24 protein-coding genes and 1 riboswitch are annotated in these 22,683 nt (G+C 65.9%); of the genes, 12 read left to right on the top strand and 12 right to left on the bottom strand.

What is annotated here, in order from left to right; translation table 11 throughout:
* Positions 1-92: 92 nt before the first annotated feature.
* The 5 genes from L0U84_RS02705 to L0U84_RS02685 all read left to right on the top strand — a co-directional run bounded on the left by L0U84_RS02705 (position 93) and on the right by L0U84_RS02685 (position 5,888).
* Positions 93-911 carry a crotonase/enoyl-CoA hydratase family protein gene (locus L0U84_RS02705; protein WP_233847489.1) on the top strand — a complete coding sequence of 273 codons (819 nt, stop codon included), beginning with the start codon at positions 93-95 and terminating at the stop codon, positions 909-911.
* 99 nt (positions 912-1,010) lie between these two features.
* Entirely contained in the window at positions 1,011-1,403 is a 393-nt protein-coding gene (locus L0U84_RS02700) for an SRPBCC family protein (protein ID WP_233847487.1), read from the top strand.
* Between the two features lie 199 nt (positions 1,404-1,602).
* Positions 1,603-2,760 (top strand): MFS transporter, encoded by a 1,158-nt coding sequence (locus L0U84_RS02695; RefSeq protein ID WP_129956916.1) that lies wholly within the window; start codon positions 1,603-1,605, stop codon positions 2,758-2,760.
* A gap of 58 nt (positions 2,761-2,818) precedes the next feature.
* Complete coding sequence (locus tag L0U84_RS02690; RefSeq protein ID WP_233847485.1) at positions 2,819-3,979, top strand: MFS transporter; 1,161 nt, start codon at positions 2,819-2,821, stop codon at positions 3,977-3,979.
* 127 nt (positions 3,980-4,106) lie between these two features.
* A complete protein-coding gene (locus L0U84_RS02685; RefSeq protein ID WP_233847477.1) occupies positions 4,107-5,888 on the top strand; it encodes an outer membrane protein assembly factor BamB family protein in 1,782 nt (593 codons plus the stop codon).
* 83 nt (positions 5,889-5,971) lie between these two features.
* On the opposite strand, the gene fahA is transcribed toward L0U84_RS02685, so the two are convergent.
* The 3 genes from fahA to L0U84_RS02670 form a co-directional block, all read right to left on the bottom strand.
* Positions 5,972-7,270, bottom strand: a complete 1,299-nt coding sequence (fahA, locus tag L0U84_RS02680) for a fumarylacetoacetase (RefSeq protein WP_233847475.1) — start codon at positions 7,268-7,270, stop codon at positions 5,972-5,974.
* Complete coding sequence (gene hmgA / locus L0U84_RS02675) at positions 7,267-8,613, bottom strand: homogentisate 1,2-dioxygenase (RefSeq protein ID WP_233847473.1); 1,347 nt, start codon at positions 8,611-8,613, stop codon at positions 7,267-7,269. The genes fahA and hmgA overlap by 4 nt, the downstream gene beginning before the upstream one ends.
* 62 nt (positions 8,614-8,675) lie before the next feature.
* Positions 8,676-10,031: an MFS transporter gene (locus L0U84_RS02670; protein ID WP_233847471.1), complete on the bottom strand. Its 1,356-nt coding sequence runs from the start codon at positions 10,029-10,031 to the stop codon at positions 8,676-8,678.
* Positions 10,032-10,307: 276 nt separating this feature from the next.
* Between L0U84_RS02670 and L0U84_RS02665 the strand changes: the two genes are divergently transcribed.
* Positions 10,308-11,141 (top strand): EAL domain-containing protein, encoded by an 834-nt coding sequence (locus L0U84_RS02665; RefSeq protein ID WP_233847469.1) that lies wholly within the window; start codon positions 10,308-10,310, stop codon positions 11,139-11,141.
* Positions 11,142-11,181: 40 nt separating this feature from the next.
* Here L0U84_RS02665 and L0U84_RS02660 read toward each other — a convergent pair whose 3' ends face one another.
* A complete protein-coding gene (locus tag L0U84_RS02660) occupies positions 11,182-11,967 on the bottom strand; it encodes an IclR family transcriptional regulator (protein ID WP_233847467.1) in 786 nt (261 codons plus the stop codon).
* A gap of 94 nt (positions 11,968-12,061) precedes the next feature.
* Between L0U84_RS02660 and L0U84_RS02655 the strand changes: the two genes are divergently transcribed.
* A complete protein-coding gene (locus L0U84_RS02655) occupies positions 12,062-13,252 on the top strand; it encodes an acyl-CoA dehydrogenase (RefSeq protein ID WP_233847465.1) in 1,191 nt (396 codons plus the stop codon).
* 75 nt (positions 13,253-13,327) lie between these two features.
* Here L0U84_RS02655 and L0U84_RS02650 read toward each other — a convergent pair whose 3' ends face one another.
* Positions 13,328-13,966: a peroxiredoxin gene (locus L0U84_RS02650; RefSeq protein WP_233847462.1), complete on the bottom strand. Its 639-nt coding sequence runs from the start codon at positions 13,964-13,966 to the stop codon at positions 13,328-13,330.
* Positions 13,967-14,313: 347 nt separating this feature from the next.
* Here L0U84_RS02650 and L0U84_RS02645 point away from each other — a divergent pair, with 347 nt between their 5' ends.
* From L0U84_RS02645 to L0U84_RS02635, 3 genes are all read left to right on the top strand, one after another.
* Positions 14,314-14,616, top strand: coding sequence for a DUF883 family protein (locus L0U84_RS02645; protein ID WP_026225611.1), 303 nt, complete (start codon positions 14,314-14,316; stop codon positions 14,614-14,616).
* A 133-nt stretch (positions 14,617-14,749) separates the two neighbouring features.
* Positions 14,750-15,139, top strand: coding sequence for a phage holin family protein (locus tag L0U84_RS02640; protein WP_233847460.1), 390 nt, complete (start codon positions 14,750-14,752; stop codon positions 15,137-15,139).
* Between the two features lie 57 nt (positions 15,140-15,196).
* Positions 15,197-15,718, top strand: a complete 522-nt coding sequence (locus L0U84_RS02635) for a DUF3318 domain-containing protein (RefSeq protein WP_233847458.1) — start codon at positions 15,197-15,199, stop codon at positions 15,716-15,718.
* 64 nt (positions 15,719-15,782) lie between these two features.
* Here L0U84_RS02635 and L0U84_RS02630 read toward each other — a convergent pair whose 3' ends face one another.
* The 7 genes from L0U84_RS02630 to glyA all read right to left on the bottom strand — a co-directional run bounded on the left by L0U84_RS02630 (position 15,783) and on the right by glyA (position 20,601).
* Positions 15,783-16,214 carry a type IV pilin protein gene (locus L0U84_RS02630; RefSeq protein WP_233847456.1) on the bottom strand — a complete coding sequence of 144 codons (432 nt, stop codon included), beginning with the start codon at positions 16,212-16,214 and terminating at the stop codon, positions 15,783-15,785.
* 22 nt (positions 16,215-16,236) lie between these two features.
* Complete coding sequence (locus L0U84_RS02625; protein WP_442794022.1) at positions 16,237-16,836, bottom strand: pilus assembly PilX family protein; 600 nt, start codon at positions 16,834-16,836, stop codon at positions 16,237-16,239.
* Positions 16,836-17,642, bottom strand: a complete 807-nt coding sequence (locus L0U84_RS02620; RefSeq protein ID WP_233847454.1) for a PilW family protein — start codon at positions 17,640-17,642, stop codon at positions 16,836-16,838. The genes L0U84_RS02625 and L0U84_RS02620 overlap by 1 nt, the downstream gene beginning before the upstream one ends.
* On the bottom strand, positions 17,639-18,088 hold the full coding sequence (locus L0U84_RS02615) for a type IV pilus modification PilV family protein (RefSeq protein WP_233847452.1): 450 nt from the start codon (positions 18,086-18,088) through the stop codon (positions 17,639-17,641). The genes L0U84_RS02620 and L0U84_RS02615 overlap by 4 nt, the downstream gene beginning before the upstream one ends.
* A complete protein-coding gene (locus L0U84_RS02610; RefSeq protein WP_233847450.1) occupies positions 18,085-18,651 on the bottom strand; it encodes a GspH/FimT family pseudopilin in 567 nt (188 codons plus the stop codon). The genes L0U84_RS02615 and L0U84_RS02610 overlap by 4 nt, the downstream gene beginning before the upstream one ends.
* 213 nt (positions 18,652-18,864) lie before the next feature.
* Positions 18,865-19,347 carry a transcriptional regulator NrdR gene (gene nrdR / locus L0U84_RS02605; protein ID WP_129956932.1) on the bottom strand — a complete coding sequence of 161 codons (483 nt, stop codon included), beginning with the start codon at positions 19,345-19,347 and terminating at the stop codon, positions 18,865-18,867.
* Positions 19,348-19,353: 6 nt separating this feature from the next.
* A complete protein-coding gene (glyA, locus tag L0U84_RS02600) occupies positions 19,354-20,601 on the bottom strand; it encodes a serine hydroxymethyltransferase (RefSeq protein WP_233847448.1) in 1,248 nt (415 codons plus the stop codon).
* 178 nt (positions 20,602-20,779) lie between these two features.
* Positions 20,780-20,906, bottom strand: a riboswitch (ZMP/ZTP riboswitch).
* Positions 20,907-21,153: 247 nt separating this feature from the next.
* On the opposite strand from glyA, the gene ydfG reads away from it, so the two are divergent.
* Both ydfG and ybgC read left to right on the top strand, forming a co-directional pair.
* Positions 21,154-21,900: a bifunctional NADP-dependent 3-hydroxy acid dehydrogenase/3-hydroxypropionate dehydrogenase YdfG gene (ydfG, locus tag L0U84_RS02595; RefSeq protein ID WP_233847446.1), complete on the top strand. Its 747-nt coding sequence runs from the start codon at positions 21,154-21,156 to the stop codon at positions 21,898-21,900.
* Positions 21,901-22,088: 188 nt separating this feature from the next.
* Positions 22,089-22,553, top strand: coding sequence for a tol-pal system-associated acyl-CoA thioesterase (ybgC, locus tag L0U84_RS02590; RefSeq protein ID WP_233847444.1), 465 nt, complete (start codon positions 22,089-22,091; stop codon positions 22,551-22,553).
* The last annotated feature ends 130 nt before the right edge of the window (positions 22,554-22,683 follow it).

Raw genomic sequence — 22,683 nt, 5'->3', positions numbered from 1 at the left:
GACTTTCCACCTGATTAATCACGCTGCATGAGCGCGCCGCAACACTGCCGGATTAATTCACCGGCCTTCAGGCTCCCTTAAGGTACCTAACGATGATAGCCAGCCAATATTTCAATCACCATGTGCGAATAGAGGCCGATCAGGACAAAGGGGTCGCCACGATAGTTCTCGACCGACCCGCGCGCCGCAACGCGGTCGATCGGCAGGTGGCCGACGCGTTGAGCGCCGCGTTCAGCCGCTTCGAGGCCGAGCCCGCGTGGCGCGCGGCCGTGCTGTTCGGCGCGGGCGGCACGTTTTGCGCAGGCGCGGACCTGAGCGCACTCGCCGACGACACGCGCCGCAACGAGCTGCACGCGGACGGCAGCGGCCCGGGTCCGATGGGGCCGACGCGCGCACGCTTCAGCAAGCCGGTGATCGCCGCGATCGCCGGCTATGCGGTCGCCGGCGGACTCGAGCTTGCCGCGATGTGCGACCTGCGCGTCGTCGAAGAAGACGCGGTGCTCGGCGTGTTCTGCCGGCGTGTCGGCATTCCGCTGATCGACGGCGGCACGATCCGGCTGCCGCGACTGATCGGTCTGTCGCGCGCCCTCGATCTGATCCTGACCGGCCGCGCGGTCGATGCGCGCGAGGCGCTCGCGTTCGGGCTCGCCAACCGCGTGGTGCCGAAAGGCGAAGCGCGCGCGGCCGCCGAGCAACTGGCCGCGGAGCTGGCCGCATTTCCGCAGGCGGCGCTGCTCGCCGATCGCCGCTCCGCGCTGGAGAACAGCACGCTGGACGATCTCGCCGAGGCGTTGCGGCGCGAAGGCGCGGGCGGCTACGCGGCGGTCTTCGCCGAGGGCGTGACGGGCGCGGCGCGCTTTGCGTCCGGCGCGGGCCGGCATGGCGGCGGCATCGACCCGGAGCGTGGATAAGACGGCCCGCGCGATCGGCGACAGGTTTGCAAGCGCTCGTGGTGACACCTGCCGTGCACACGAGACCCAGGTTACCCGAAACGAACGAGAGGAACCGAGATGGCTACGATCTACCGGGAAATCGCCGTGGAAACCGCCGCGGCCGATGCATGGGCGGCGCTGCGCGATCCCGCCGGGGTCGCGCGCGTGTTCGCGGGTGTGCTGATCGCGGCGCGCATGGAAGGCGACCTGCGCTGGGTCACCTTCGCCGACGGCACCGTGATCGAGGAACGCGTGATCGCCGTCGACGATGCACACCAGCGGCTCGCCTACTCCGTGGGCGGCGGACGCTTCGAGCATCATCACGCGACGCTGCAGGTCGTGGCCGACACGCCCGCGACTTGCCGGGTGATCTGGATCGCCGACTTCAAGCCCGACGAGCGCAGCGCCGTGGTCGAAGCGCTGACGGATGCGGGCTGCGCGGCGCTCGCGCGCAATCTCGCGCGGCGCTGAGCGCGGCCCGGCCGCGCGGGGTTCCCGCCACCGCGGTCCGCAAAAAACAACACCTTTCCTGACAGCCTGCAAGCCAGATTTGACTTAGGTAGAATCCCCTACTGTTTTCCCCTATCCGGCGACAGCGTTCCCCCCTTCGGAAACGCCCGCCCGGCGCCCGTTGTTCGCGCCGCTTCACGCGTCACACCCCATCATCGCCATGCCTTTGCCTCTGCTTGCCCTCGCGGTTGCCGCGTTTGGAATCGGTACCACCGAGTTCGTCATCATGGGCCTGTTGCCCGACGTCGCGCGCGATCTGTCCGTGTCGATTCCGGCGGCCGGCATGCTGGTGTCCGCGTATGCGCTCGGCGTGACGATCGGCGCGCCGATCGTCGCGATCGCGGTCGCCAACATGCCGCGCAAGAAGGCGCTGATGAGCCTGATCGGCGTGTTCATCGTCGGCAATCTGCTGTGCGCGATCGCGCCGGGCTACGCGGTGCTGATGGCCGCGCGCATCGTCACCGCGTTCTGCCACGGCGCGTTTTTCGGCATCGGTTCGGTGGTCGCGGCCGGGCTCGTCGCGCCGAATCGCCGTGCGCAGGCGATCGCGCTGATGTTCACCGGCCTCACGCTCGCCAACGTGCTGGGTGTGCCGCTCGGCACCGCGCTCGGCCAGGCGGTCGGCTGGCGCGCGACGTTCTGGGCCGTGACCGGCATCGGCGTGCTGGCGGCGGCCGCGCTCGCGGTGTGCCTGCCCGCGAAGATCGAGATGCACAAGGCGAGCCTCGTGCGCGAATTCAGCGTGCTGAAGAACCCGCAGGTGCTGATGGTGCTTGGCATCAGCGTGCTCGCGTCGGCCAGCCTGTTTTCGACCTTCACCTACATCACGCCGATTCTCGAGGACGTGACCGGCTTCACGCCGCACGCGGTCACGCTGGTGCTGCTGCTGTTCGGCCTCGGCCTGACGGTCGGCAGCACGCTCGGCGGCAAGCTCGCGGACTGGCGGCTGATGCCGTCGCTGGTCGCGTTCCTGATGGCGATCGTCGTGATCCTGTGCGTGTTCGCGGGCACGATGCACGCGCGCTTTCCGGCGATGCTGACCGTGTTCGTGTGGGGCGTGCTCGCTTTCGCGATCGTGCCGCCGCTGCAGATGCTGATCGTCGATCGCGCGAGCCATGCGCCGAATCTCGCGTCGACGCTGAATCAGGGCGCGTTCAATCTCGGCAACGCGACCGGCGCGTGGCTCGGCGGCATGGCGATCGGCGCCGGCGCGCCGCTGACGACGCTGCCGTGGGTCGGCGTCGCGACCGCGCTCGGCGCACTGCTGCTGACGTTGTGGTCGGTGTCGATCGAGCGGCGGGTGGCGATGGCCGGGTAATGCCGGAGTGGGTGCCGCCAGGTGCCTAGCATTCCCGCCCGTAGTAGCATCCCCGCCGATGAAAGTCATCTTCACCCGCGATTTCCTCGCGCTGATTCTGAGCGTCGCCGTCGTCGGACTCGGCAGCGGCGCCACACTTCCCCTCACCGCCCTGGCACTCGCTCAAGCCGGTTACGGCACCGACGTGGTCGGCCTGCTGACCGCCGCGCAGGCGGGCGGCGGTCTCGCCGTGGTGCCGCTCGCCGGCTGGATCGCGGCGCGCTTCGGCGGCCGTCAGGTGATCGTTGGTGCGGTGCTGGTGGTGGCCGGCGCGACCGCGTTGATGCAACTCACTGCGAACCTGTGGCTATGGGCGCTGCTGCGCGTGCTGTGCGGCGCGGCGCTGATGCTGCTGTTCACGATCGGCGAAGCGTGGGTCAACCAGCTCGCCGACGATGCGTCGCGCGGTCGCGTGATCGCGATCTACGCGACCAACTTCACGCTGTTCCAGATGTCGGGCCCGGTGCTGGTGAGCCAGATCGCAGGCTTCACGCAGGGACGCTTCCTGCTGTGCGGCGCGATCTTCCTGCTCGCGCTGCCGTTGCTCGCGACGATCCGCGCCACCCAGCACGCATCGAGCGACGAACACGCCGAGCATGGCGGCTGGCGCCGCGTACTGCCGCGCATGCCCGCGCTCGTGATCGGCACAGGCTTCTTCGCGCTGTTCGACACGATCGCGCTATCGCTGCTGCCGCTGTTCGCGATGGCGCATGGCATGTCGAGCGAAGTGGCCGTGCTGTTCGCGTCGGCGCTGCTGCTCGGCGATACGACGATGCAGTTTCCGATCGGCTGGCTCGCCGACCGGCTCGGCCGCGAACGGGTGCACATCGGCTGCGGCATCGTGGTGGTCGCGTTGTTGCCGCTGCTGCCGTGGGCAGTCGGCTCGCCGTGGCTGCGCTGGCCGCTGCTGTATGTGCTCGGCGCGGCCGCGGGCGCGATCTACACGCTGTCGCTGGTGGCGTGCGGCGAGCGCTTTCGCGGTGTCGCGCTGGTGTCGGCGAGTTCGCTGGTCGGCGCGTCGTGGAGCGCGGCGAGCTTCGGCGGCCCGCTCGTCGCCGGCGCGTTGATGAAAACGGTCGGCCACGATGCGGTAGTCGGCGTGTTGTTGTGCTCGGCGCTCGCGTTTTTAGTGGCGGCATGGTGGGAGCGCCGGCGCCTCGCGCTGCGGGCGCCGAGTTGATGAATCGACGCTAATTGCTGGCTTTTGCGATCTATACGCAGGGTGATAATCTTCAATTCACGTTGCGCGGGCATTTGACGAACGGCCCATATCTCGTGGCGCCGCCGCAAGCAACGGGGAGTCCGCCATGGTCTCGATGCGCCTGTTGCTCCGTGCCAGCCTGTTGGGCACGGCGATCGCGGTAGCCGCGATCGTCGCCGCGAACTGTGGAGGCGGCGGAGGCGGAAACAGCAGTGCCCCGTCGGGCTCGAGCGTCGGTGGCAGCGGCGCGTCGGGCGCCTCCAGCCCGAGCGCGGCGAGCGGCGGCAGCACCGGCGGCGGCACCACGAGCGGCGGCACCGGCGGCACCGGTACCTCGGGCAGCGGCTCGGGGACGTCGATGAGCGGCACATCGTCGGCAGCCTTGCAGGACGTGCTCACCTATCACGACGACATCGCGCGCACCGGCCAGAACCTCGGCGAAACCACGCTGACGCCCGCCAACGTGACGGCTTCGACGTTCGGCAAGGTCGGCTTCTTTAGCGTCGACGGCAAGGTCGACGCGCAGCCGTTATTCGTGCGCTCATTGGCGATCGCGGGCGGCACGCACAACGTGCTGTACGTCGCGACCGAGAACGACAGCGTGTTCGCATTCGACGCCGACACCGGCGCGACCCTATGGCAGGTGCGCACGCTCGGCACCGGCGAAGCCCCGAGCGACGACCGCGGCTGCAGCCAGATCGAGAACACCATCGGCATCACCTCGACACCGGTGATCGACCGCTCGCGCGGCACGCACGGCACGATCTACGTCGTCGCGATGTCGAAGGACGCGGCCGGCGGCTACCATCACCGCCTCCACGCGCTCGACCTCGCGAGCGGCGCCGAACTGCTGAACGGTCCCACCGAGATCGCCGCCTCTTACCCAGGCGGCGGCACGGGCGCGACGAACGGGGTCGTGCCGTTCACTGCGTCGCTGTATGCGGAGCGCGCGGGGCTGCTGTTACTCGGCAACACGGTCTACACGGCGTGGACCTCACACTGCGACGACGGCGGCTATACGGGCTGGATCATGGGCTACGGCGCCGACACGTTGCAGCAGACCACGGTGCTCAACGTGACGCCTAACGGCCTCGGCGGCGCGATCTGGATGAGCGGCGCGGGACCGGCGTCGGACGGCTCGTCGATCTATCTGCTCGATGCCAACGGCACCTTCGACACGACGATGACCTCGGGCGGCTTTCCGGCGAGCAAGGACTTCGGCAATTCGTTCCTGAAGCTCGACACGTCGGGCGGCCTGGCGGTGGCGGACTACTTCGCGATGACGAACGTCGTGCAGGAGGCCAACGACGACATCGACCTCGGCTCCGGCGGCGCACTGGTGCTGCCGGACCTGACCGACGCGGGCGGCACCGTCCGGCATCTGACGCTCGGCGCGGGCAAGGACAGCACCATCTACGTGCTGAATCGCGACTCGATGGGCAAGTTCAACCCGACGGTCAACAACATCTATCAGGAGATTCCCGCGCAACTGGCCGGCGGCGAATTCGGCATGCCCGCCTATTTCAACGGGCGCGTGTATTTCGGCTCGGTCGGCGATCATCTGAAAGCGTTCACCGTGACCAACGCGAAACTGTCGATCACACCGACCGCGCAAAGCGCGATGACGTTCGACTATCCCGGCACGACGCCGAGCATCTCGGCGAACGGCACCACCAACGGGATCGTGTGGGCCGCCGAAAACGGCACCGTCGCGGCACTGCATGCGTTCGACCCGGTCACGCTCAACGAGCTGTACAACAGCAACCAGATGGGCACGCGCGATCAGTTCGGCACAGGCAACAAGTTCATCACGCCGATGATCGCAAACGGCAAGGTGTATGTGGGCACGACGAACGGCGTAGCGGTGTTCGGCTTGCTGGGTGGATGAAGCGAGCGCGGCACGTCCGGGGTCTCGCACAAACGACCAGGGCCGGCTTGCGCGCCGGCCCTCGTTCATCGTGACTGCCGCACTCACCCTCGGGCCGGCAGAATCTCTCCAGCACATGGGCCAAACCCCACGCGATAGCCGTCACCCTGGCACCAGCCGGCGAGCGTCAACTCATCGCCGTCCTCGATGAACGTGCGCGTGCCGCCCTCCTTCAACTCCAGCGGCTTCTTGCCGTTCCACGTCAACTCGAGCAGGCTGCCGTACGAATCCTCGCTCGGCCCGCTGATCGTGCCCGAGCCCATCAGGTCGCCAACCCGCGTGTTGCAGCCCGCCACCGTGTGATGCGCAAGTTGCTGCGCCATCGTCCAGTACATGTATTTGAAGTTGGTCCGCGAGATCGTGCTCGCTTGCTGCGCGTGTGCCGCGCGCAGTGTCACTTCAAGGTGGATGTCGAACGCATGCTCGCCTCGATGCCGCAGATACGCGAGCGGCTGCGGCTCCTGCGCCGGCTGCGCGACGCGGAACGGTTCGAGCGCGTCGAGCGTGACGACCCACGGCGAGATCGTCGTCGCGAAGCCCTTCGAGTTGAACGGGCCGAGCGGCACGTATTCCCATTGCTGGATGTCGCGCGCGCTCCAGTCGTTCAGCAGCACCATGCCGAAGATATGTGCCTCCGCGTCCTCGCACGCGATCGGCTCACCCAGCGCATTGCCGCCGCCGATAATGAAGCCCGTCTCCAGTTCGATATCGAGCTTGCGGCACGCGCCGAACACCGGGCGCTCCTGATCCGGCAGCTTCAGCTGACCATTGGGTCGACGCACCGGCGTGCCGCTCACCACCACCGACGACGCCCGTCCGTTGTAGCCGATCGGCATCTCCGACCAGTTCGGCAGCAGTGCATTCTTCGGATCGCGGAACATCGAGCCGACATTGGTCGCGTGTTCCTTCGACGAATAGAAATCCGTGTAGCCCGGAATCTGCACCGGCAGATGCAGACGTGCATCGGCCGCACGCACCAGCACCTTCGCGCGCAACGCGGCATCGTCGCGCAGCGTCGCGGTGTCGCGCGCGAGCAGCTGGCTCAGCTGGATACGCACGCTGCGCCACGCGTCGCGGCCGAGCGCGATGAAATCGTTCAGCGCATCGCTTCTGAACACGTTCTGCGCCGGCACGCTCAACAGACCCGCGGCCTGCAGCGCTGCCAGATCGACGATCTGATCGCCGATCGCGACGCCCACGCGGCGCGCGTCGTTGCCGCGGTCGCTGAAAATGCCGAACGGCAGGTTCTGGATCGGGAAGTCGCTGGCCGGGTCGTTGGCCGACTCGATCCAGCTCTTGCGCGACGCATCGAGCGTCGCCTGGAGATCGTTTACCGCGTTCATCGTTGCTCCGGATTGAAGTGTTTCTTGAGGCCTTGCCAGCACTCGTAGTAATGCGCCTGCAGTTGCGCGGTTTCGAGCGCGAAGCGGGTCGGCTTGATCAGCGTGCGCGTCTCGAACATGAAGGCCATCGTGTCGTCGACCTTCTTCGGCACCGAGGTGTCGATATGCGACGCTTTCTCGAACGTGTCCGCGTCCGGGCCGTGGCCGGTCATGCAGTTGTGCAGGCTCGCACCGCCGGGCACGAAGCCCTCGGCCTTCGCGTCGTAGACGCCATGTACGAGCCCCATGAACTCGCTCGCTACATTGCGATGGAACCAGGGCGGCCGGAACGTATCTTCGGCGGCGAGCCAGCGCGGCGGGAAGATCACGAAGTCGATCGTATCGACGCCCGGCGTGTCGCTTTGCGATTGCAGCACGAGGAAGATCGACGGATCCGGATGGTCGAAGCTGATCGAGCCGATCGTGTTGAAGCGGCGCAGGTCGTATTTGTACGGCGCGTAGTTGCCGTGCCATGCGACCACGTCGAGCGGCGAATGGCCGATGTCCGCGCGCCACAGATTGCCGTTCATCTTCGCGACGAGTTCGAACGCGCCTTCGCGGTCTTCGTACGCGGCGTGCGGGCTCAGGAAATCGCGCGGATTCGCGAGACCGTTGGAGCCGATCGGTCCCAGCTCCGGCAGACGCAGAAGCGCGCCGAAGTTCTCGCAGATATAGCCGCGCGCGCTGCCGTCCGGCAGGCTCACCGCGAAGCGCACGCCGCGCGGAATCACCGCGATCTCGTACGGCTCGATATCGACCCGGCCCATTTCGGTCGCGATATGCAGGCGCCCTTGCTGCGGCACGATCAGCAATTCGCCGTCGGCGCTGTAGAAGAAACGGTCCTGCATCGAACGGTTCGCCGCGTACAGATGGATCGCGCAACCGCTCATCGCTTCGGCCGAGCCGTTGCCCGCCATCGTGACCCAGCCGTCGATGAAATCGGTCGGTTCGCCCGGCATCGGCAGCGGATCCCAGCGCAGCTGGTTCGGCGGCGTCGGCGGCACTTCGGCGAAGTTCGCGACGAGCCGCTCCGACGGCATCAGCGTGAACGGCTTGTGCATCGCCGCCGGGCGAATCCGGTACAGCCACGAGCGACGGTTGTGACCGCGTGGCGCCGTAAACGCCGTGCCCGAAATCTGTTCGGCGTACAAACCGTAGGCTGCGCGCTGCGGCGAATTGCGGCCGGTCGGCAGCGCGCCCGGCAATGCCTCCGTCGCGAATTCGTTCAGGAAGCCCGACTGATATCCGGGCTCGATTTCAGGCCGCAGGCGTTCGTCGGCCGGCGTACGTGTTGAGGTATCCATACAAGGTTCTCCGCGAGTTGCTCGATTCTTTTCCGGTTGCTACGTGATCTTTGCAGTGAGGCTCAGGCCGGCTCCGCTTCGGACGCGCGCCTGGGTTGCCGCGTCGCACCGGCGAGCGCGACCACCAGCAGCGCCGAGCACAGCACCGGCACCGCCGCCGCATGAAACAGCGCGGCATTCGACCAGTTCAGCGCGATCAGCTGACCGCCGACGAGCGGGCCGATCACCGAACCGATCCGGCCGATGCCGAGACTCCAGCCGATGCCGGTCGAGCGCAGCGCGGTCGGATAGAAATGCCCGGCGAGCGCATTGACCGCCGGCTGTCCGCCGACCACGCAGAAGCCGCCCGCGAACACGACGACGAGCAGCCACGGCAGCTCATGCGCGAGCACGCCGATCGTGCCGACCGCGAACGCGGCGAGCGCGAAGCACGCGAACAGCACGCGCACGAAACCCATGCGCTCGATGAACCAGCCGAGCAGCAGCGTGCCGATCACGCCGCCCGTCTGCAGCACCGTGCCGACGATCACCGCCGTGCCCGCCGTGTAGCCGGCGTCGCGCATGACGGTGGGCAGCCAGTTCGACAGGAAGTACAGCACGATCAGGTTCATGAAGCTGATCGCCCACAGAATCAACGTGACCGGACCGCGGCCCGCACGGAACAATTCGGCGACCGGCGCGCCGTCGGTGCGTTTTTCGCTGACGACGAGGCGCGTGTTCGCGTCGATCGGCAAGGCCGGGTCGAACTTCGCCAGCCAGCTCATCGCGCGCTCGCTGCGGCCCTTCAGCACCAGAAACTGCAGCGACTCCGGCAGCGTCGCCAGCATCGCGAACGCGAGCAGCAACGGCACCGCACCGCCGACCCAGAACACCGCGCGCCAGCCGTAGGCCGGAATCAGCGCGGCGCTGACGAAGCCGCCAACCGCCGCGCCCAGCGTGAAGCCGCACGACACCAGCATCATGCGCTTGACGCGATGCGCGGGTGTGGAGAATTCGCCGACCAGCGCCATCGCGTTCGGCATGATGCAGCCGAGCCCGAGCCCCGTGATGAAGCGCAGCGTGATCAGCGCGGGAATGGTCGCTACGAATGGCGTGGCGAGCATCGACAGCGAGAAGAAGAACGTTGCGCCGATCAGCACCGGCCGCCGGCCGATGCGGTCGGCCAGCACCGACAGCCCGAGCGCGCCCAGCAACATGCCGAACAGGCTCGCGCTGAAAACGGGCCCAAGCGCGGTTTTCGCGACGTGCCATTCGGCGATCACGCTCGGCGCGACATAGCCCATCGCCTGTGCGTCGAAGCCGTCGATCAGCAGACACAGCCCGCACAGCGCGAGCAGCATCGCCTGAAAAGCCGGGCGATGCGCTTCGGCGAGCACGCGCTCGACTTCGATCACGTTGGCGGCGGATTGGTCACTCATTGGGTCGTCCCTCAAGCTGACTGAAGCTGACTGAAATTGCGTTTTACGCATAGTAAAACGAATTACGTATAGTGAAATTAACGTATACCCCTGGAAGCTCGCTCGCCAAGCTCCTGATTTCGCGCTCAGCCCCGGCCGATAAGCCTGAGGCCCATAACGTTATGACCAATTTGTTAATCTGCGCGGGGCGCGTACTGCTACCATCAATGAATGCGGCCATCGCGTCGCGCCGCCACGCGCCCGGTGCGCGTTCATCGTCGCCTTTCAATAGCCTTCATGATTTCGCCGACCATCCCCGATCTGATCGCCCGCGCCGCTCATCACCCGTTTCTCGGCGAGCATCTGGCATTGGGACAAGGCGCGCACGCCGGCATCGCGCTCGCGCATTTCGACGGCATCGAGCTCACCAGCGCCTACGAGCCGATCTTCGACATCAGCGTGCATGCGCTCGCACAGTCGCTGTCATGCGGCGCGGAAGGGGTCGACCGGTTCGGCGACGAACTCGGCTTTCAGGCCGTCACACATCGGCTCGGCGCGCCGCCGTTCGACGTGTTCGATCCATTCGACAACATCGCCGACGATCAGCAACTGGTCGCGCTAGACCGCATGTCGCGCGCGCTGCACGCAATCAATTTCTTCGGCCCGCAACGGCATGGGCTGCTGTTTCTGCGCGTGCACGAGAGGCTGTTGAAGAGTGTGAAGTACGACCACGGCCGGCATTTTTCGAGCGTGCTGACGTCGTTCAATCTGAGTCCGGCGCGCATCGTCATCGAGCTGCCGGCGGCGGCGGTCGCGCACAAGACGTTTCTTGGCTATCTGACGCGCAGCTATCAGCACTACGGGTTCAAGGTGGCGGGCAATCTGTCGAACGCGGGGCAGATTCTGTCGGTGTCGGAAACCGCGCGGCTCGACTTCATCAAGATGGATGCGTCGGTCGCATTGCGCGACGCGACCGTGAAGCCGCTCGTCGGCTACGCGGGGCGGCTGCGGGTACCGCTGATTTTCAATCGCGTGATGGATGAGGCGCAGTTCTCCGCGCTACAGCAGTACGACGTGCGGTTCGTACAAGGGCCATTGTTCAACGCGCATTATCACGACCGGGCGGCATGACACGAGGTTGGCGCGATTAGCCGGGGCGCCCGGCATCGCTTCAGCCCGGCTCCCCCAGGCGCGCCGCGAGCGCCTTCAGGCGCGGCGCGACATTCTCGCGAAACACCTCCTCCCCCATCGACGACGCCGGCCCGCTGCAGCTAAGCACGAGCCAGCGGTTTTCGCGCGGCTCGCGAAACGGCACCGCGACCGCGTTCACGTCGTCATGCCACGCGCGAAACGAATAGCAGCAGCGCTCGGTCGCAAACGCGGCGATCTCCTTTTCGGCTTCGGCGACGAGCATCCCCCCCACTCTGCCGGCGGCTTTTTTCAGTTCCGCGAGTAGCGCGGCGCGGGCCTCGAGCGGCTGCACCGCGAGATAGGCGCGGCCCATCGAGCTCGTCAGCATCGACAGTTTCGAGCCGGATGCGAGGCCGAGCGTCAGCGCGGTTTCGCTGCGGATCGTCTCCAGATACACCATGTCGAGCCCGTCCCGACAGCCGAGCGAAACCGCCGCGCCGACTTCGCGCGCGAGGCTGCGCAGGTGCGGGCGCGCGAGTTCGAGCGTGTCGGAGCCCGACAGCAGCGCGAAGCCGAGCGACAGCACGCCCGCGTCGAGCGCATATTTGCCGTGTCTTTCGTCGAGCCGCAGATAGCCGAGCACGGTCAGCGTGTAGGCGAGCCGGTTCACGGTGGCCTTCGGCAAACCCGTGCGTTCGACGAAATCGCGATTGCCGAGCATCGTTTCGCCCGGCCGGAACGCGCGCAGCAGGTCCAGCCCGCGAGCAAGGGCGACGACGAATTTGCGTTCGTCGAGCGGAGCGGAGAAAGTGGATGGCAGCGTCATAGGGTGATACACTCGAGCGTCGTTTGCAAAACATTGTTTCGCAAGGCGGAACACAAGTCAAGCTTGTTCTGAGCGAGAAATCAGGAGATACGTCATGGCCGTAGCCGCGCAGTTTCATTGGGAAGACCCGTTGCTGCTGGATCAGCAGCTCACCGAAGACGAACGCATGGTGCGCGACGCCGCTGCGGCTTACTCGCAGGACAAGTTGCTGCCGCGCGTGCTGGAGGCGTTCCGTCACGAAAAGACCGATGCCGGAATTTTTCGCGAAATGGGCGAACTCGGCCTGCTCGGCCCGACGATTCCCGAACAGTACGGCGGCCCCGGTCTGAACTATGTCGCGTACGGACTGATCGCGCGTGAAGTGGAACGTGTCGACTCCGGCTATCGCTCGATGATGTCGGTGCAGTCGTCACTGGTGATGGTGCCGATCTACGAATTCGGCTCGGACGCGCAGAAGGAAAAATATCTGCCGAAGCTCGCGCGCGGCGAGTGGATCGGCTGCTTCGGGCTGACCGAGCCGAACCACGGCTCCGATCCGGGCAGCATGGTCACGCGCGCGAAGAAGGTCGACGGCGGCTACTCGCTGTCGGGCTCGAAGATGTGGATCACCAATTCGCCGATCGCCGACGTGTTCGTCGTGTGGGCGAAGCTCGAGGAAGACGGCAAGGACAATATCCGTGGCTTCATTCTCGAGAAGGGCTGGAAGGGTCTGTCGGCGCCGGCGATCCACGGCAAGGTGGGTCTACGTGCGTCGATCACCGGCGAGATCGTGCTCGACGAAGTGTTCGTGCCGCAAGAGAACATCATGCCGGGCGTCAGCGGCCTGCGCGGTCCGTTCACGTGTCTGAACTCGGCGCGCTACGGCATCGCCTGGGGCGCGCTCGGCGCGGCCGAAGCGTGCTGGCACATCTCGCGTCAGTACGTGCTCGATCGCAAGCAGTTCGGCCGGCCGCTCGCCGCGAACCAGCTGATCCAGAAGAAGCTCGCCGACATGCAGACCGAAATCACGCTCGGGCTGCAAGGCGTGCTGCGCCTCGGCCGCATGAAGGACGAAGGCACGGCCGCGGTCGAAATCACGTCGATCATGAAGCGCAATTCGTGCGGCAAGGCGCTCGACATCGCCCGCCTCGCGCGCGACATGCTCGGCGGCAACGGCATTTCGGACGAGTTCGGCGTCGCCCGGCATCTGGTGAACCTCGAGGTCGTCAACACCTACGAAGGCACCCACGACGTTCACGCGTTGATCCTCGGCCGCGCGCAGACGGGTATTCAGGCATTCTTCTGATTTCGCTGCCGCACTACCGATAACGCAAAAAGCCGGTTCCTTCGAACCGGCTTTTCGTTTTTGATGGCGCGTCGCTCAGCGGTTCGGCTGCGGCGTCAGGCGCAGGTACGGACGCAGCGCCTTGTAGCCCTTCGGGAATTTCTGCTTGATGACTTCCTCGTCCTTCAGCGACGGCACGATCACGACGTCATCGCCCTGCTTCCAGTTGCCCGGCGTCGCGACCGAGTGACTGTCGGTCAGTTGCAGCGAATCGATCACGCGCAGCACTTCGTCGAAGTTGCGGCCGGTGCTCGCCGGATACGTGATGATCAGACGCACCTTCCTGTTCGGATCGATGACGAACAGCGAACGCACGGTGAACGTCTCGTTCGCGTTCGGATGAATCATGTCGTAAAGCTGCGAGACCTTGCGATCGCCGTCCGCGAGAATCGGAAAGCCGACGTTGGCGGCCTGCGTCTCGTTGATGTCCTTGATCCACTCCTTGTGCGACTCTGCGCTGTCGACCGACAACGCGATCGTCTTCACGTTGCGCTTTTCGAACTCGCTCGCAAGCTTCGCGGTCAGGCCCAGCTCGGTCGTGCAGACCGGCGTGAAGTCGGCGGGATGCGAGAACAGCACGCCCCAGCTATTGCCGAGCCACTCGTGAAACCTGATACGGCCAATACTCGACTCCTGTTCGAAATCCGGCGCAATGTCGCCAAGACGTAGACTCATAGTGCATCTCCTGTAGGTATTCGGACGGTATCCGGATCGGGGCGCGGGCGTGTACCCGCGGCGGCCCGTCACGATAAAGCATAAGGCCGCGGTGGTACATGGCGAACCAACATCGCGTCAGTACTTTATGCGTTTTTGTAATTTTCTCCCGTTTGATGGAAACTTTGCGGGACAGATCAACTCAATCCGATACCGGTCTGGAGCAGAGTGCCCTCAAACGGGTGTCTTGTCGCCGCGCGCTGCCGGGAACGGATCATGCGGCGGTGGCGTGCGACCGGCACCATGCTCGCCAGCGACCGTTTCTTTGGTTACGATTTACGCGTAGCGTGAGACAAAGGGAGCTGTCAATGTCGGAAGTCAACAAGGAGAGATTGATGTCGGATATCAAAACCGTCCTCGCGGACGCTGAAGACCTGCTGAAACAGGCCGCGAGCGCTACCGGCGAACGCGCGTCGGAACTGCGCGAAACCGCGCTGACGCGCCTGAAGCAGGCGAAAGAAAAGGCAGCCGACGTCCAGGTCGTGGTCGTCGAAAAAGGCAAGAAGGCGGCCCGCGCCACCGACGACTACGTGCACGAACATCCGTGGGCGTCGATCGGCATCGCCGCCGGGATCGGCGTCGTGGTCGGTCTGCTGATCAATCGCAAGTAAAGGCCGGTGAGGTCGCCGGAGCACGCATGTCCGGCGCACCGGAGACATGGGAGGACCGGCGCGAGCCTCGCCGGTCCCCTTCTGCTGGCGCGCGTGTGCGCCGGCCAGGCCCTCACGCGCAACGCCCACAGCCATGACGACCGAAACACACTCGCAGCGCGCAGAACACAGCCCGTTGCGCCGTATTCTCAGTTCCGTGTTTGCGATCCTGCAGACGCGGCTCGAACTGGTGGGCATCGAACTCGCCGAGGAAAAAGACCGCCTGCTCGGCGTGCTGTTTCTCGGCCTTGCCGCGATGATGCTCGCGACGATGGCCTTGATCGCGTTGACCGCACTGATCGCCATTGCCTTCTGGGACACCTACCGGTGGCAGGCGCTTGCCGGCATCACCGTGGTCTACGCGATTGCCGGCCTCGCCTGCGCGCTGAAGGCCCGCAGCGGATTGCGCAACGCGCCGATGGTATTCGAAGCGACCATCGCCGAGTTCGAAAAGGATCGCGACGCGTTTCGCAGCCGCGACTGATGGGCAAGTCTGTTCGCATCCGATCCATCACCTCACCTCCACTGCCGCCGACACGCCATGAGCCAGTCCCGTTCCGATACCGCCTTTCGTAACAAGCGCCATCCGTCGAAGGATCTGAGTGCGCCGCATCTGCGGGCGCTGCGCAAGGAGTTGCTGCTCGTGCGCGCGGATGTCGAGCGCGTCGAACTCGCGCAGGCCACCTTCGAACTGCGCCAGGCCGTCACGCATTTCAGCTGGCTCAAGTTCGTGATTCCCGGCTTCGGCGGCGTGCGCGTCGGTAAAGGGCCGAAGGCGAGCGTGCTCAACGCGGGCACGATCGGCGCATTGCTGAAGCAGTATCCGTTCATCAGCTCGATCGCTTCGCTGTTGCTTGCCAAACCGCTGCGCGCAACGGTCGTCGCGGGCGCGAAGCCCGCGCTCAAGTGGGGCAGCATTGCGCTCGGCGCGTGGGAAGCGTTCCGGATCTGGCAACAGATGAAGAACGAGTCGGCGGCTTCGGCGGCGGCGCGGGCGGCGACGGCGGCTTCCGCTGCGCAGTCGGCGGCGGTGCAGGCCGATTCGACGCGAAGCGGCTACTGAGGTCCTCCGCGATCTATCGCATGTCCCGCTCGCACGGCCGTGCGCGCCGGTTTTCATTGACCCGCTAGCTCGTATTCCAGCATTCGCTGCTCGTGAGCGTCGTGCCGCTCGCGTCGTTTCTATTGCCTCGCTGACCTGTTGCATCGAGCGTGAACGTGCCGCATGGGTCTTCGCGCATCGGACCCGTTTCGACGGGCGCTGCTTCGATCGAATAGCCGCCGTTCGTGTCGTCCACGGGCAGCACGCGCACGCGATACACCGGCGCGCCGAACTGCGGCGCCTGATCGATGCCCGGTGGCAAGGGAGGCACACCATCGCTCGCGGCACCCTCGACGAATTGCGCAGCCCGATATAACGCCGACGCCGCATCGACACGATGCGTGCGTGCGATGTGGCTGCGATACGAAGGGATTGCAAACGCGGCAAGCGTGGCGGCAATCGCGAGCGCGATCACGAGTTCGAGCAGCGTGAATGCGGATGTGTTCGGCCTTTTCATGGGTGTCCGGTCGGTGCGTTCCTCAGAATGGTCTTGCGGCAACGCGCCGCCAATGACGTTCGACCGCGCCATCTTCGGTCACGACCGCCATCTGCAACCAGACCTGTGACTCGCTGCTCTGCCCGAAGCCGCGCGCGCTCAGCAGGTAAGCAGTAGCGTTGGGTCGATTCGCGAGACGCCAAGGCTCGATCAGACATTGCGGCGCGCGCGCCGATCCCGGCCATTGCGCGATCGGCGTGATCGCGGCCGCGTCGAACGCGGTTTCAAGCCTCCATTGAGCCGGCTCGCCGGAGGGGAGCGGCGCTCCAGGAGCAGCGCCACTTGCCGGGAGCACGCTGCGTTCGCACAGGGTCAGCGCCGAATCCGCCGCGTGAAAAGCCTGCAGATAGTCGCGCACATTGGTCGCGGCGCGTGCCGCCGCGAGCGAAGTTTCGAACCAGATCGCGGACGTGGCGAGCATCATGACTGAGATCAACAGCACGATGGCTAGCACGACACCGCGTTGATCCGACCGTCGAGAACCACACTGACAATTTCGCTTGCCTAAGTGTTTCGCCGTTCCGTCTGCGCCGGCGCCTATTTCGTACGCGCGGCAGCGTTGCATTGCTGCGTCACGGTGCATCACGACGACGCCTCCCCGCGATTACGCAGCGCAACCCTGCGCGAAAACACTTGCCGAGGCCGCGAGTCGGTGCCGAGTGTACTCACGCCATCGCAATCGACGTACTTCGAGCGCTGTCCTTGCGGCGCGCCGCGTACCAGCACGCAGACATCGACCGCGACGACGTTCGTCCATTGATCGGCCGCTACGGCCGACGCGTTCACCGCATCGGCCGCACCGTCCAGCCAGTAGCGCAACCGCAAGCGTTCGACCCCTTCGACCAGCGGCTGAGCGGACCCGGCATTGCCGCTGCCTGCGCAGTAAAGCTCAGGCTCGCCCGTCGACCCGCTGACGTTGGCGAAGTAGCGATTCACCACCGGCGCGCCCTGATCGCCAAGGACCGCATCGCTGCTTTTGACGGCCTGCCCTACGCAGTCGGTGACTTGCCCGCTCGAAGACGGCCAAGTCGATACGACATCTGCGACGTAACGGATCGCGACGCCATCCGAGCCGGTGCTCAACGCGGTGCAAGCGAGGCTGTCGTCGGCGCCGGTCGGACGACCGCCCGAGCAGCCGAACAGCGTAGGCGCCGCGTGATAGCCGACGACATCGGCTGGGACGAAGCCGGCCATCTGCAATTGCTGGCCGATCAGCATCAGCGCGGTCAACCCGGCTTCGCGAATCCTGGTCGCGTTGCTCGCTTGCGCGAACGCGTTGCGCTGCGCCGTGTACAGGGAGACGGCGCCCACTGTCACGATCAGCCCGAGCGCCATCGCGATCAGGAATTCGACCAGCGTATGACCGCGTGGACAATGCGGCCGCCTCATTTCACGAACGCCAACGCGACACACGACGATCCAGCTGGTGCATCGACGTCGCCGCAAGGCTCCGCCGGTTCAGCGACCACATCGCCCGCCGTGGGCCGGTCCCGCACGGACGCCCACGTCACGCGCGCTGTCGCGACCGCCCCGCCGTCACCGATCGACGCGTCGCCGTGCGGCAGCAGGACGCTCGACCACGCGCTCCATTGATGGAGCACGGCATCGCCCATGGCAGGCGTATGCGTCGCTTCTGCAATCGAGTCGGCTATCCACGCGGCACTCTCGCGCAGCGTCGTCGCGCGCGCTTCGCGTGCGGTCCACACCTGCGCCGCGACCAAACCCAGCGCGCTCACCGCGACCAGCGCGACCGCCAGCATCACCTCGATCAGCGAACTGCCGCCGCATGCCGATGCACGCGCACGCGAACCGGTGTTGAATGTGAGGCGGCTCATGACGTCGCTCCGCACGCGCCATCCGAGATCCGCGCGCGGCCACCTGCCGCGACACTGATGCAGCGCCGCCACGGGTTCCCCTGCATCGACTTCGATGGGCTTCGCGGCGCGATATCGAAACTTCGGAACGCGCCGATCAGTTGCCCCGCCGGCGGCGTAAAGGTCATATCCGTCTGCACGCCGACGATGCTCACCGCCGCAAGCGCAGGCTGTGCGCGCAACAACGACGGCTTGCCGCCGCGCTCGACGAATACGGCCCAGCCGCAGGCCCAGTCGGCGATGCCGTCGGCACAGGCCTGGCCCGACGCGAGACAGACGCGCGCCACGCCGACGCGACACACCGTGATGCGCGTGCCGCGCCGCAGCGCCTCGCTGCGTGCGTAAGCGAACGTGGATAGCAGCGCCTTCGAGCGCGCGTCGACCTGATCGCGCATGTGCCAGGCGGCGAACGACGGCATCGCCAGTACGGCCATCAGCATCACGAGCGCGATCACCGCCAGCGTTTCGACGAGCGTGAAACCGGCGCGCGACGGCCGGTGAATCCTCTTGAATTTCATCTGCATCCCTGAGCGTTTCGAACGGATGCAGCCAATCTAGCGTTTTGCGAGCGCTCCGAACATCGTCCGAATGGCCAGGTGGCGTTCAGACGTTAGCGCGCGCAACAATGCACGTGACGATCGATCACGGAGGCGGGAGAAGCGATGCGAGAAGAAAAGCGCGAAATGCGCGAGGCGATGGGGGCGAATGACCGCAGCTCAGATGCGGCACGCGTGCGCTCAGCGCTTGCGGGAAGGCTTGGGCGGCGAAGCCGCGCGGCGGAATTCCTCGATCACGTCCTCGAACTCGGAGACGTCTTCGAAGCGCCGGTACACGGAAGCGAAACGGACGTAGGCGATCGTGTCGAGCGCGCGCAACTCGTTCATCACGAGTTCGCCGAGGCGCTCGCTACGCACCTCGCGCTCGCCGCTGCCGAGCAGCTGATACTCGATACGGGCGACCGCCGCTTCGATCGCGTCCACGGCAACCGGGCGCTTGCGCAGCGCCAGTTGCATGCTCGCGACGATCTTGCGGCGATCGAACTCCGTGCGCGTGCCATCCTTCTTGACGACCGACGGCAACGCCAGCTCGACCCGCTCATACGTCGTGAAACGCTTGTCGCAGGCCGGGCAGCGGCGGCGCCGGCGAATCGTCGCGCCGTCTTCGGATACGCGCGAGTCGACGACCTGCGTATCGGCGTGGCGGCAGAAGGGGCAATGCATGACGGCTTAGCCGTAAACCGGGAAGCGCTTGGTCAGCTCGGCGACTTGCGCGCGCACACGCTCGATCGTCGCAGCATCTTCCGGGTTGTCCAGCACGTCGGCGATCAGGTTGCCGACCTGCTCGGCTTCCTCCACGCCGAAGCCGCGCGTGGTCATGGCCGGCGAACCCAGGCGGATGCCCGAGGTCACGAACGGCTTTTCCGGATCGTTCGGGATCGCGTTCTTGTTGACCGTGATGTGCGCCGCGCCGAGGGCCGCTTCCGCAGCCTTGCCGGTGATCTTCTTCGCGCGCAGGTCGACCAGCATCACGTGGCTTTCGGTGCGGCCCGACACGATGCGCAGACCGCGCTTGACCAGCGTCTCAGCGAGCACGCGCGCGTTCTCGACGACCTGTTCCTGATACGCCTTGAATTCCGGCGACAGCGCTTCCTTGAACGCGACGGCCTTCGCGGCGATCACGTGCATCAGCGGACCGCCCTGGATGCCCGGGAAAATCGCCGAGTTGATCGGCTTCTCGAACTCGGCCTTCATCAGGATCACGCCGCCGCGCGGGCCGCGCAGGCTCTTGTGGGTAGTCGTGGTGACGAAGTCGGCGTGCGGCACCGGGTTCGGGTACACACCGGCTGCGATCAGGCCAGCGTAGTGCGCCATGTCGACCATGAAGTAGGCGCCAACCGACTTCGCGATCTTCGACATGCGTTCGAAATCGATGCGCAGCGCGAACGCGGATGCGCCCGCCACGATCAGCTTCGGCTTGTGTTCCTGCGCGAGCTTCTCGGCGGCGTCGTAGTCGATGTCTTCGGCTTCGTTCAGGCCGTAGCTGACCACGTTGAACCACTTGCCCGACATGTTGACCGGCGAGCCGTGCGTGAGGTGGCCGCCGTGCGCGAGGCTCATGCCCATGATCGTGTCGCCCGGCTTGAGCATCGCGAAGAACACGCCCTGGTTTGCCTGCGATCCCGAGTTCGGCTGCACGTTCGCCGCTTCGGCGCCGAACAGCTGCTTCACGCGGTCGATCGCCAGCTGCTCGGCGACGTCGACGTATTCGCAGCCGCCGTAGTAGCGCTTGCCCGGATACCCTTCGGCGTACTTGTTCGTGAGTTGCGAGCCTTGCGCGGCCATCACAGCCGGGCTCGTGTAGTTTTCCGACGCGATCAGTTCGATGTGCTCTTCCTGACGGCGGTTTTCCTGCTCGATGACCTTCCAGAGTTCAGGATCGACGTTGGCGATGGTGCTTTGGGCTCTGTCAAACATACGGGTTCCGTTGAGTGTTTTCAGGTTGACCGGATCGTGCGCCGAATCCTGCGTAGAGGGTACACAGCGGGGTACGCAGCGCTGTGGGCAGCGAGTCTTGCCCTGACGTGGCGAGTGGAGAGTCGCCGCACACGCGAGGCAGGCCAGCCACCGTCAGCGCAGATTAGTGCGCGCGGTTCACGGCTGCCCAGGCGAACGGCAAAACGGCACCCTGCGCTTCACGGTGGGTTGTTCCACCTTGAACCCGATTGGTTGAATCGGCTGAGTCGGACGACTCGGTTCTATCGCCAGTCACGCAGGGTCGAGCGCGATAGTGTATTGGAAGAGGCCCGAATAGGCAACCGACTGACGGGCACTCCGGCGGCCGCCGGCGGGGCCTCCGGACGGACCGGCGGCCCCGCTGCGCAACCCTCTGACGAAAGCGCGCCGGCCGCGCCACGCAACCGTTGCGCACCATCGCTGCAGCCGCCGATCCGGCTCGTGCATCCTTGCCGCAGCGCCGCATTGGAAGTAGGCTTGGGGCCTTTGTCTCTCACCGACCAGGGAACTGCAATGATCGTGTTTGTCACAGGCGCGTCAGCCGGCTTCGGCGCCGCCATCGCCCGCTCGTTCGTCAAGGGCGGCCATCGCGTCGTCGCCACCGCACGCCGCAAGGACCGCCTGCAGGAACTCGCCGACGAGCTCGGCGACGCGCTGCTGCCGTACGAGCTCGACGTGCGTGATCGCGCCGCCGTCGAAGCCGTGCCGGCCTCGCTGCCGGCCGAGTTCGCCGCGATCGACGTGCTCGTCAACAACGCCGGCCTCGCGCTCGGCACCGAGCCGGCGCACAAGGCGAGCCTCGACGAATGGAACACCATGATCGAGACCAATTGCACGGGCCTCGTGCAGGTCACGCATGCGCTGCTGCCCGGCATGGTCGAGCGCAATCGCGGGCATGTCTTCAATCTGGGCTCGGTGGCGGGCCGCTGGCCGTACGCAGGCGGCAACGTGTATGGCGCGACCAAGGCGTTCGTGCGCCAGTTCAGCCTGAACCTGCGCGCCGACCTCGCCGGAACCGCGCTGCGCGTGACCGACATCGAGCCGGGTCTGTGCGGCGGCACCGAATTCTCGAACGTGCGTTTTCGCGGCGACGACGACAAGGCCGCCAAGGTCTACGAAAACGTGCAGCCGCTGACGGCCGAAGACATCGCCGACTCCATCTACTGGATCGCCACGCGCCCGGCCCACGTCAACATCAACACGATCGAGCTGATGCCGGTCGCGCAGTCGTTTGCCGGTCTGTCCGTGAACCGCGGCTGAGTTTGAGGGCGGCCGGCGACGGGCGCCGCTACTATCGGTCGCGCCGCCGCCCATCACGATGGCCGTTTGTTCGCGCGGCGCGCCAATAACCTACCCCCAGTCCCGGCGCGGCTGGCACTAGCGCCGCCGACGCCCGCCACGCGCAACTCACACTTCGAAACAGACCCCGGGGTGTGCGTTCCGGTAGAATGCGCCGCATGAATATGTCGACCAGCCAGCCAGGCACGGAAATCGGCTATACGTGGTCCATCCGCGTGTACTACGAAGATACCGACGCCGGCGGCATCGTGTTTTACGCCAACTACCTGAAATTTTTCGAACGCGCTCGCACCGAATGGCTGCGCGCGTGCGGCGTCGACCAGCATCGGCTTGCGGAAGAAAACGACGCGATTTTCATCGTGCGCAGTACCGCGGTCGATTACCGGGCTCCGGCCCGGCTCGACGACATCGTGAAAATTGTCAGCCGGATCGAGCGTCTTGGCCGAGCTTCGGTAGACTTCGTGCAGGAAGCATGGCGCGAAGGCACGTTGCTTGCTACCGGTTCGGTCCGGGTTGGCTGTGTGGACCGCGCGACGCTGCGGCCAGCCGCGATCCCGCCTTCGGTTCTCGTCGCACTGCGGCGCGGGCCGGGCGTCAGCGAGAGTGCGGACTGAACAGCGGCGGCATGTCAACGGACGATACCTGCGCCTCGTTGTTACGGGGCCAGTGAACTCATACCGGTCAGGTAACACAAAGCATGGTTCGGCTTCGATATCGCCGAAGCTTCCGTTTTGCCCACGGCAA

This window comes from Paraburkholderia sp. HD33-4 (genome assembly GCF_021390635.1).
In the GTDB taxonomy this organism is placed as follows: Bacteria; Pseudomonadota; Gammaproteobacteria; order Burkholderiales; family Burkholderiaceae; genus Paraburkholderia.
This window is presented reverse-complemented; position numbering and strand designations above follow the sequence as displayed.

Coding starts and splice junctions, on each gene's coding strand:
- L0U84_RS02670 (WP_233847471.1), bottom strand. CDS start 10,031: ATGAGTGACCAATCCGCCGCCAACGTGATCGAAGTCGAGCGCGTGCTC.
- L0U84_RS02695 (WP_129956916.1), top strand. CDS start 1,603: ATGCCTTTGCCTCTGCTTGCCCTCGCGGTTGCCGCGTTTGGAATCGGT.
- L0U84_RS02625 (WP_442794022.1), bottom strand. CDS start 16,836: ATGCACCGTGACGCAGCAATGCAACGCTGCCGCGCGTACGAAATAGGC.
- L0U84_RS02660 (WP_233847467.1), bottom strand. CDS start 11,967: ATGACGCTGCCATCCACTTTCTCCGCTCCGCTCGACGAACGCAAATTC.
- L0U84_RS02685 (WP_233847477.1), top strand. CDS start 4,107: ATGGTCTCGATGCGCCTGTTGCTCCGTGCCAGCCTGTTGGGCACGGCG.
- fahA (WP_233847475.1), bottom strand. CDS start 7,270: ATGAACGCGGTAAACGATCTCCAGGCGACGCTCGATGCGTCGCGCAAG.
- L0U84_RS02690 (WP_233847485.1), top strand. CDS start 2,819: ATGAAAGTCATCTTCACCCGCGATTTCCTCGCGCTGATTCTGAGCGTC.
- L0U84_RS02665 (WP_233847469.1), top strand. CDS start 10,308: ATGATTTCGCCGACCATCCCCGATCTGATCGCCCGCGCCGCTCATCAC.
- L0U84_RS02705 (WP_233847489.1), top strand. CDS start 93: ATGATAGCCAGCCAATATTTCAATCACCATGTGCGAATAGAGGCCGAT.
- L0U84_RS02610 (WP_233847450.1), bottom strand. CDS start 18,651: ATGCAGATGAAATTCAAGAGGATTCACCGGCCGTCGCGCGCCGGTTTC.
- L0U84_RS02630 (WP_233847456.1), bottom strand. CDS start 16,214: ATGAAAAGGCCGAACACATCCGCATTCACGCTGCTCGAACTCGTGATC.
- L0U84_RS02700 (WP_233847487.1), top strand. CDS start 1,011: ATGGCTACGATCTACCGGGAAATCGCCGTGGAAACCGCCGCGGCCGAT.
- hmgA (WP_233847473.1), bottom strand. CDS start 8,613: ATGGATACCTCAACACGTACGCCGGCCGACGAACGCCTGCGGCCTGAA.
- L0U84_RS02620 (WP_233847454.1), bottom strand. CDS start 17,642: ATGAGGCGGCCGCATTGTCCACGCGGTCATACGCTGGTCGAATTCCTG.
- nrdR (WP_129956932.1), bottom strand. CDS start 19,347: ATGCATTGCCCCTTCTGCCGCCACGCCGATACGCAGGTCGTCGACTCG.
- L0U84_RS02640 (WP_233847460.1), top strand. CDS start 14,750: ATGACGACCGAAACACACTCGCAGCGCGCAGAACACAGCCCGTTGCGC.
- ydfG (WP_233847446.1), top strand. CDS start 21,154: ATGATCGTGTTTGTCACAGGCGCGTCAGCCGGCTTCGGCGCCGCCATC.
- L0U84_RS02615 (WP_233847452.1), bottom strand. CDS start 18,088: ATGAGCCGCCTCACATTCAACACCGGTTCGCGTGCGCGTGCATCGGCA.
- ybgC (WP_233847444.1), top strand. CDS start 22,089: ATGCGCCGCATGAATATGTCGACCAGCCAGCCAGGCACGGAAATCGGC.
- L0U84_RS02645 (WP_026225611.1), top strand. CDS start 14,314: ATGTCGGAAGTCAACAAGGAGAGATTGATGTCGGATATCAAAACCGTC.
- L0U84_RS02635 (WP_233847458.1), top strand. CDS start 15,197: ATGAGCCAGTCCCGTTCCGATACCGCCTTTCGTAACAAGCGCCATCCG.
- L0U84_RS02650 (WP_233847462.1), bottom strand. CDS start 13,966: ATGAGTCTACGTCTTGGCGACATTGCGCCGGATTTCGAACAGGAGTCG.
- L0U84_RS02655 (WP_233847465.1), top strand. CDS start 12,062: ATGGCCGTAGCCGCGCAGTTTCATTGGGAAGACCCGTTGCTGCTGGAT.
- glyA (WP_233847448.1), bottom strand. CDS start 20,601: ATGTTTGACAGAGCCCAAAGCACCATCGCCAACGTCGATCCTGAACTC.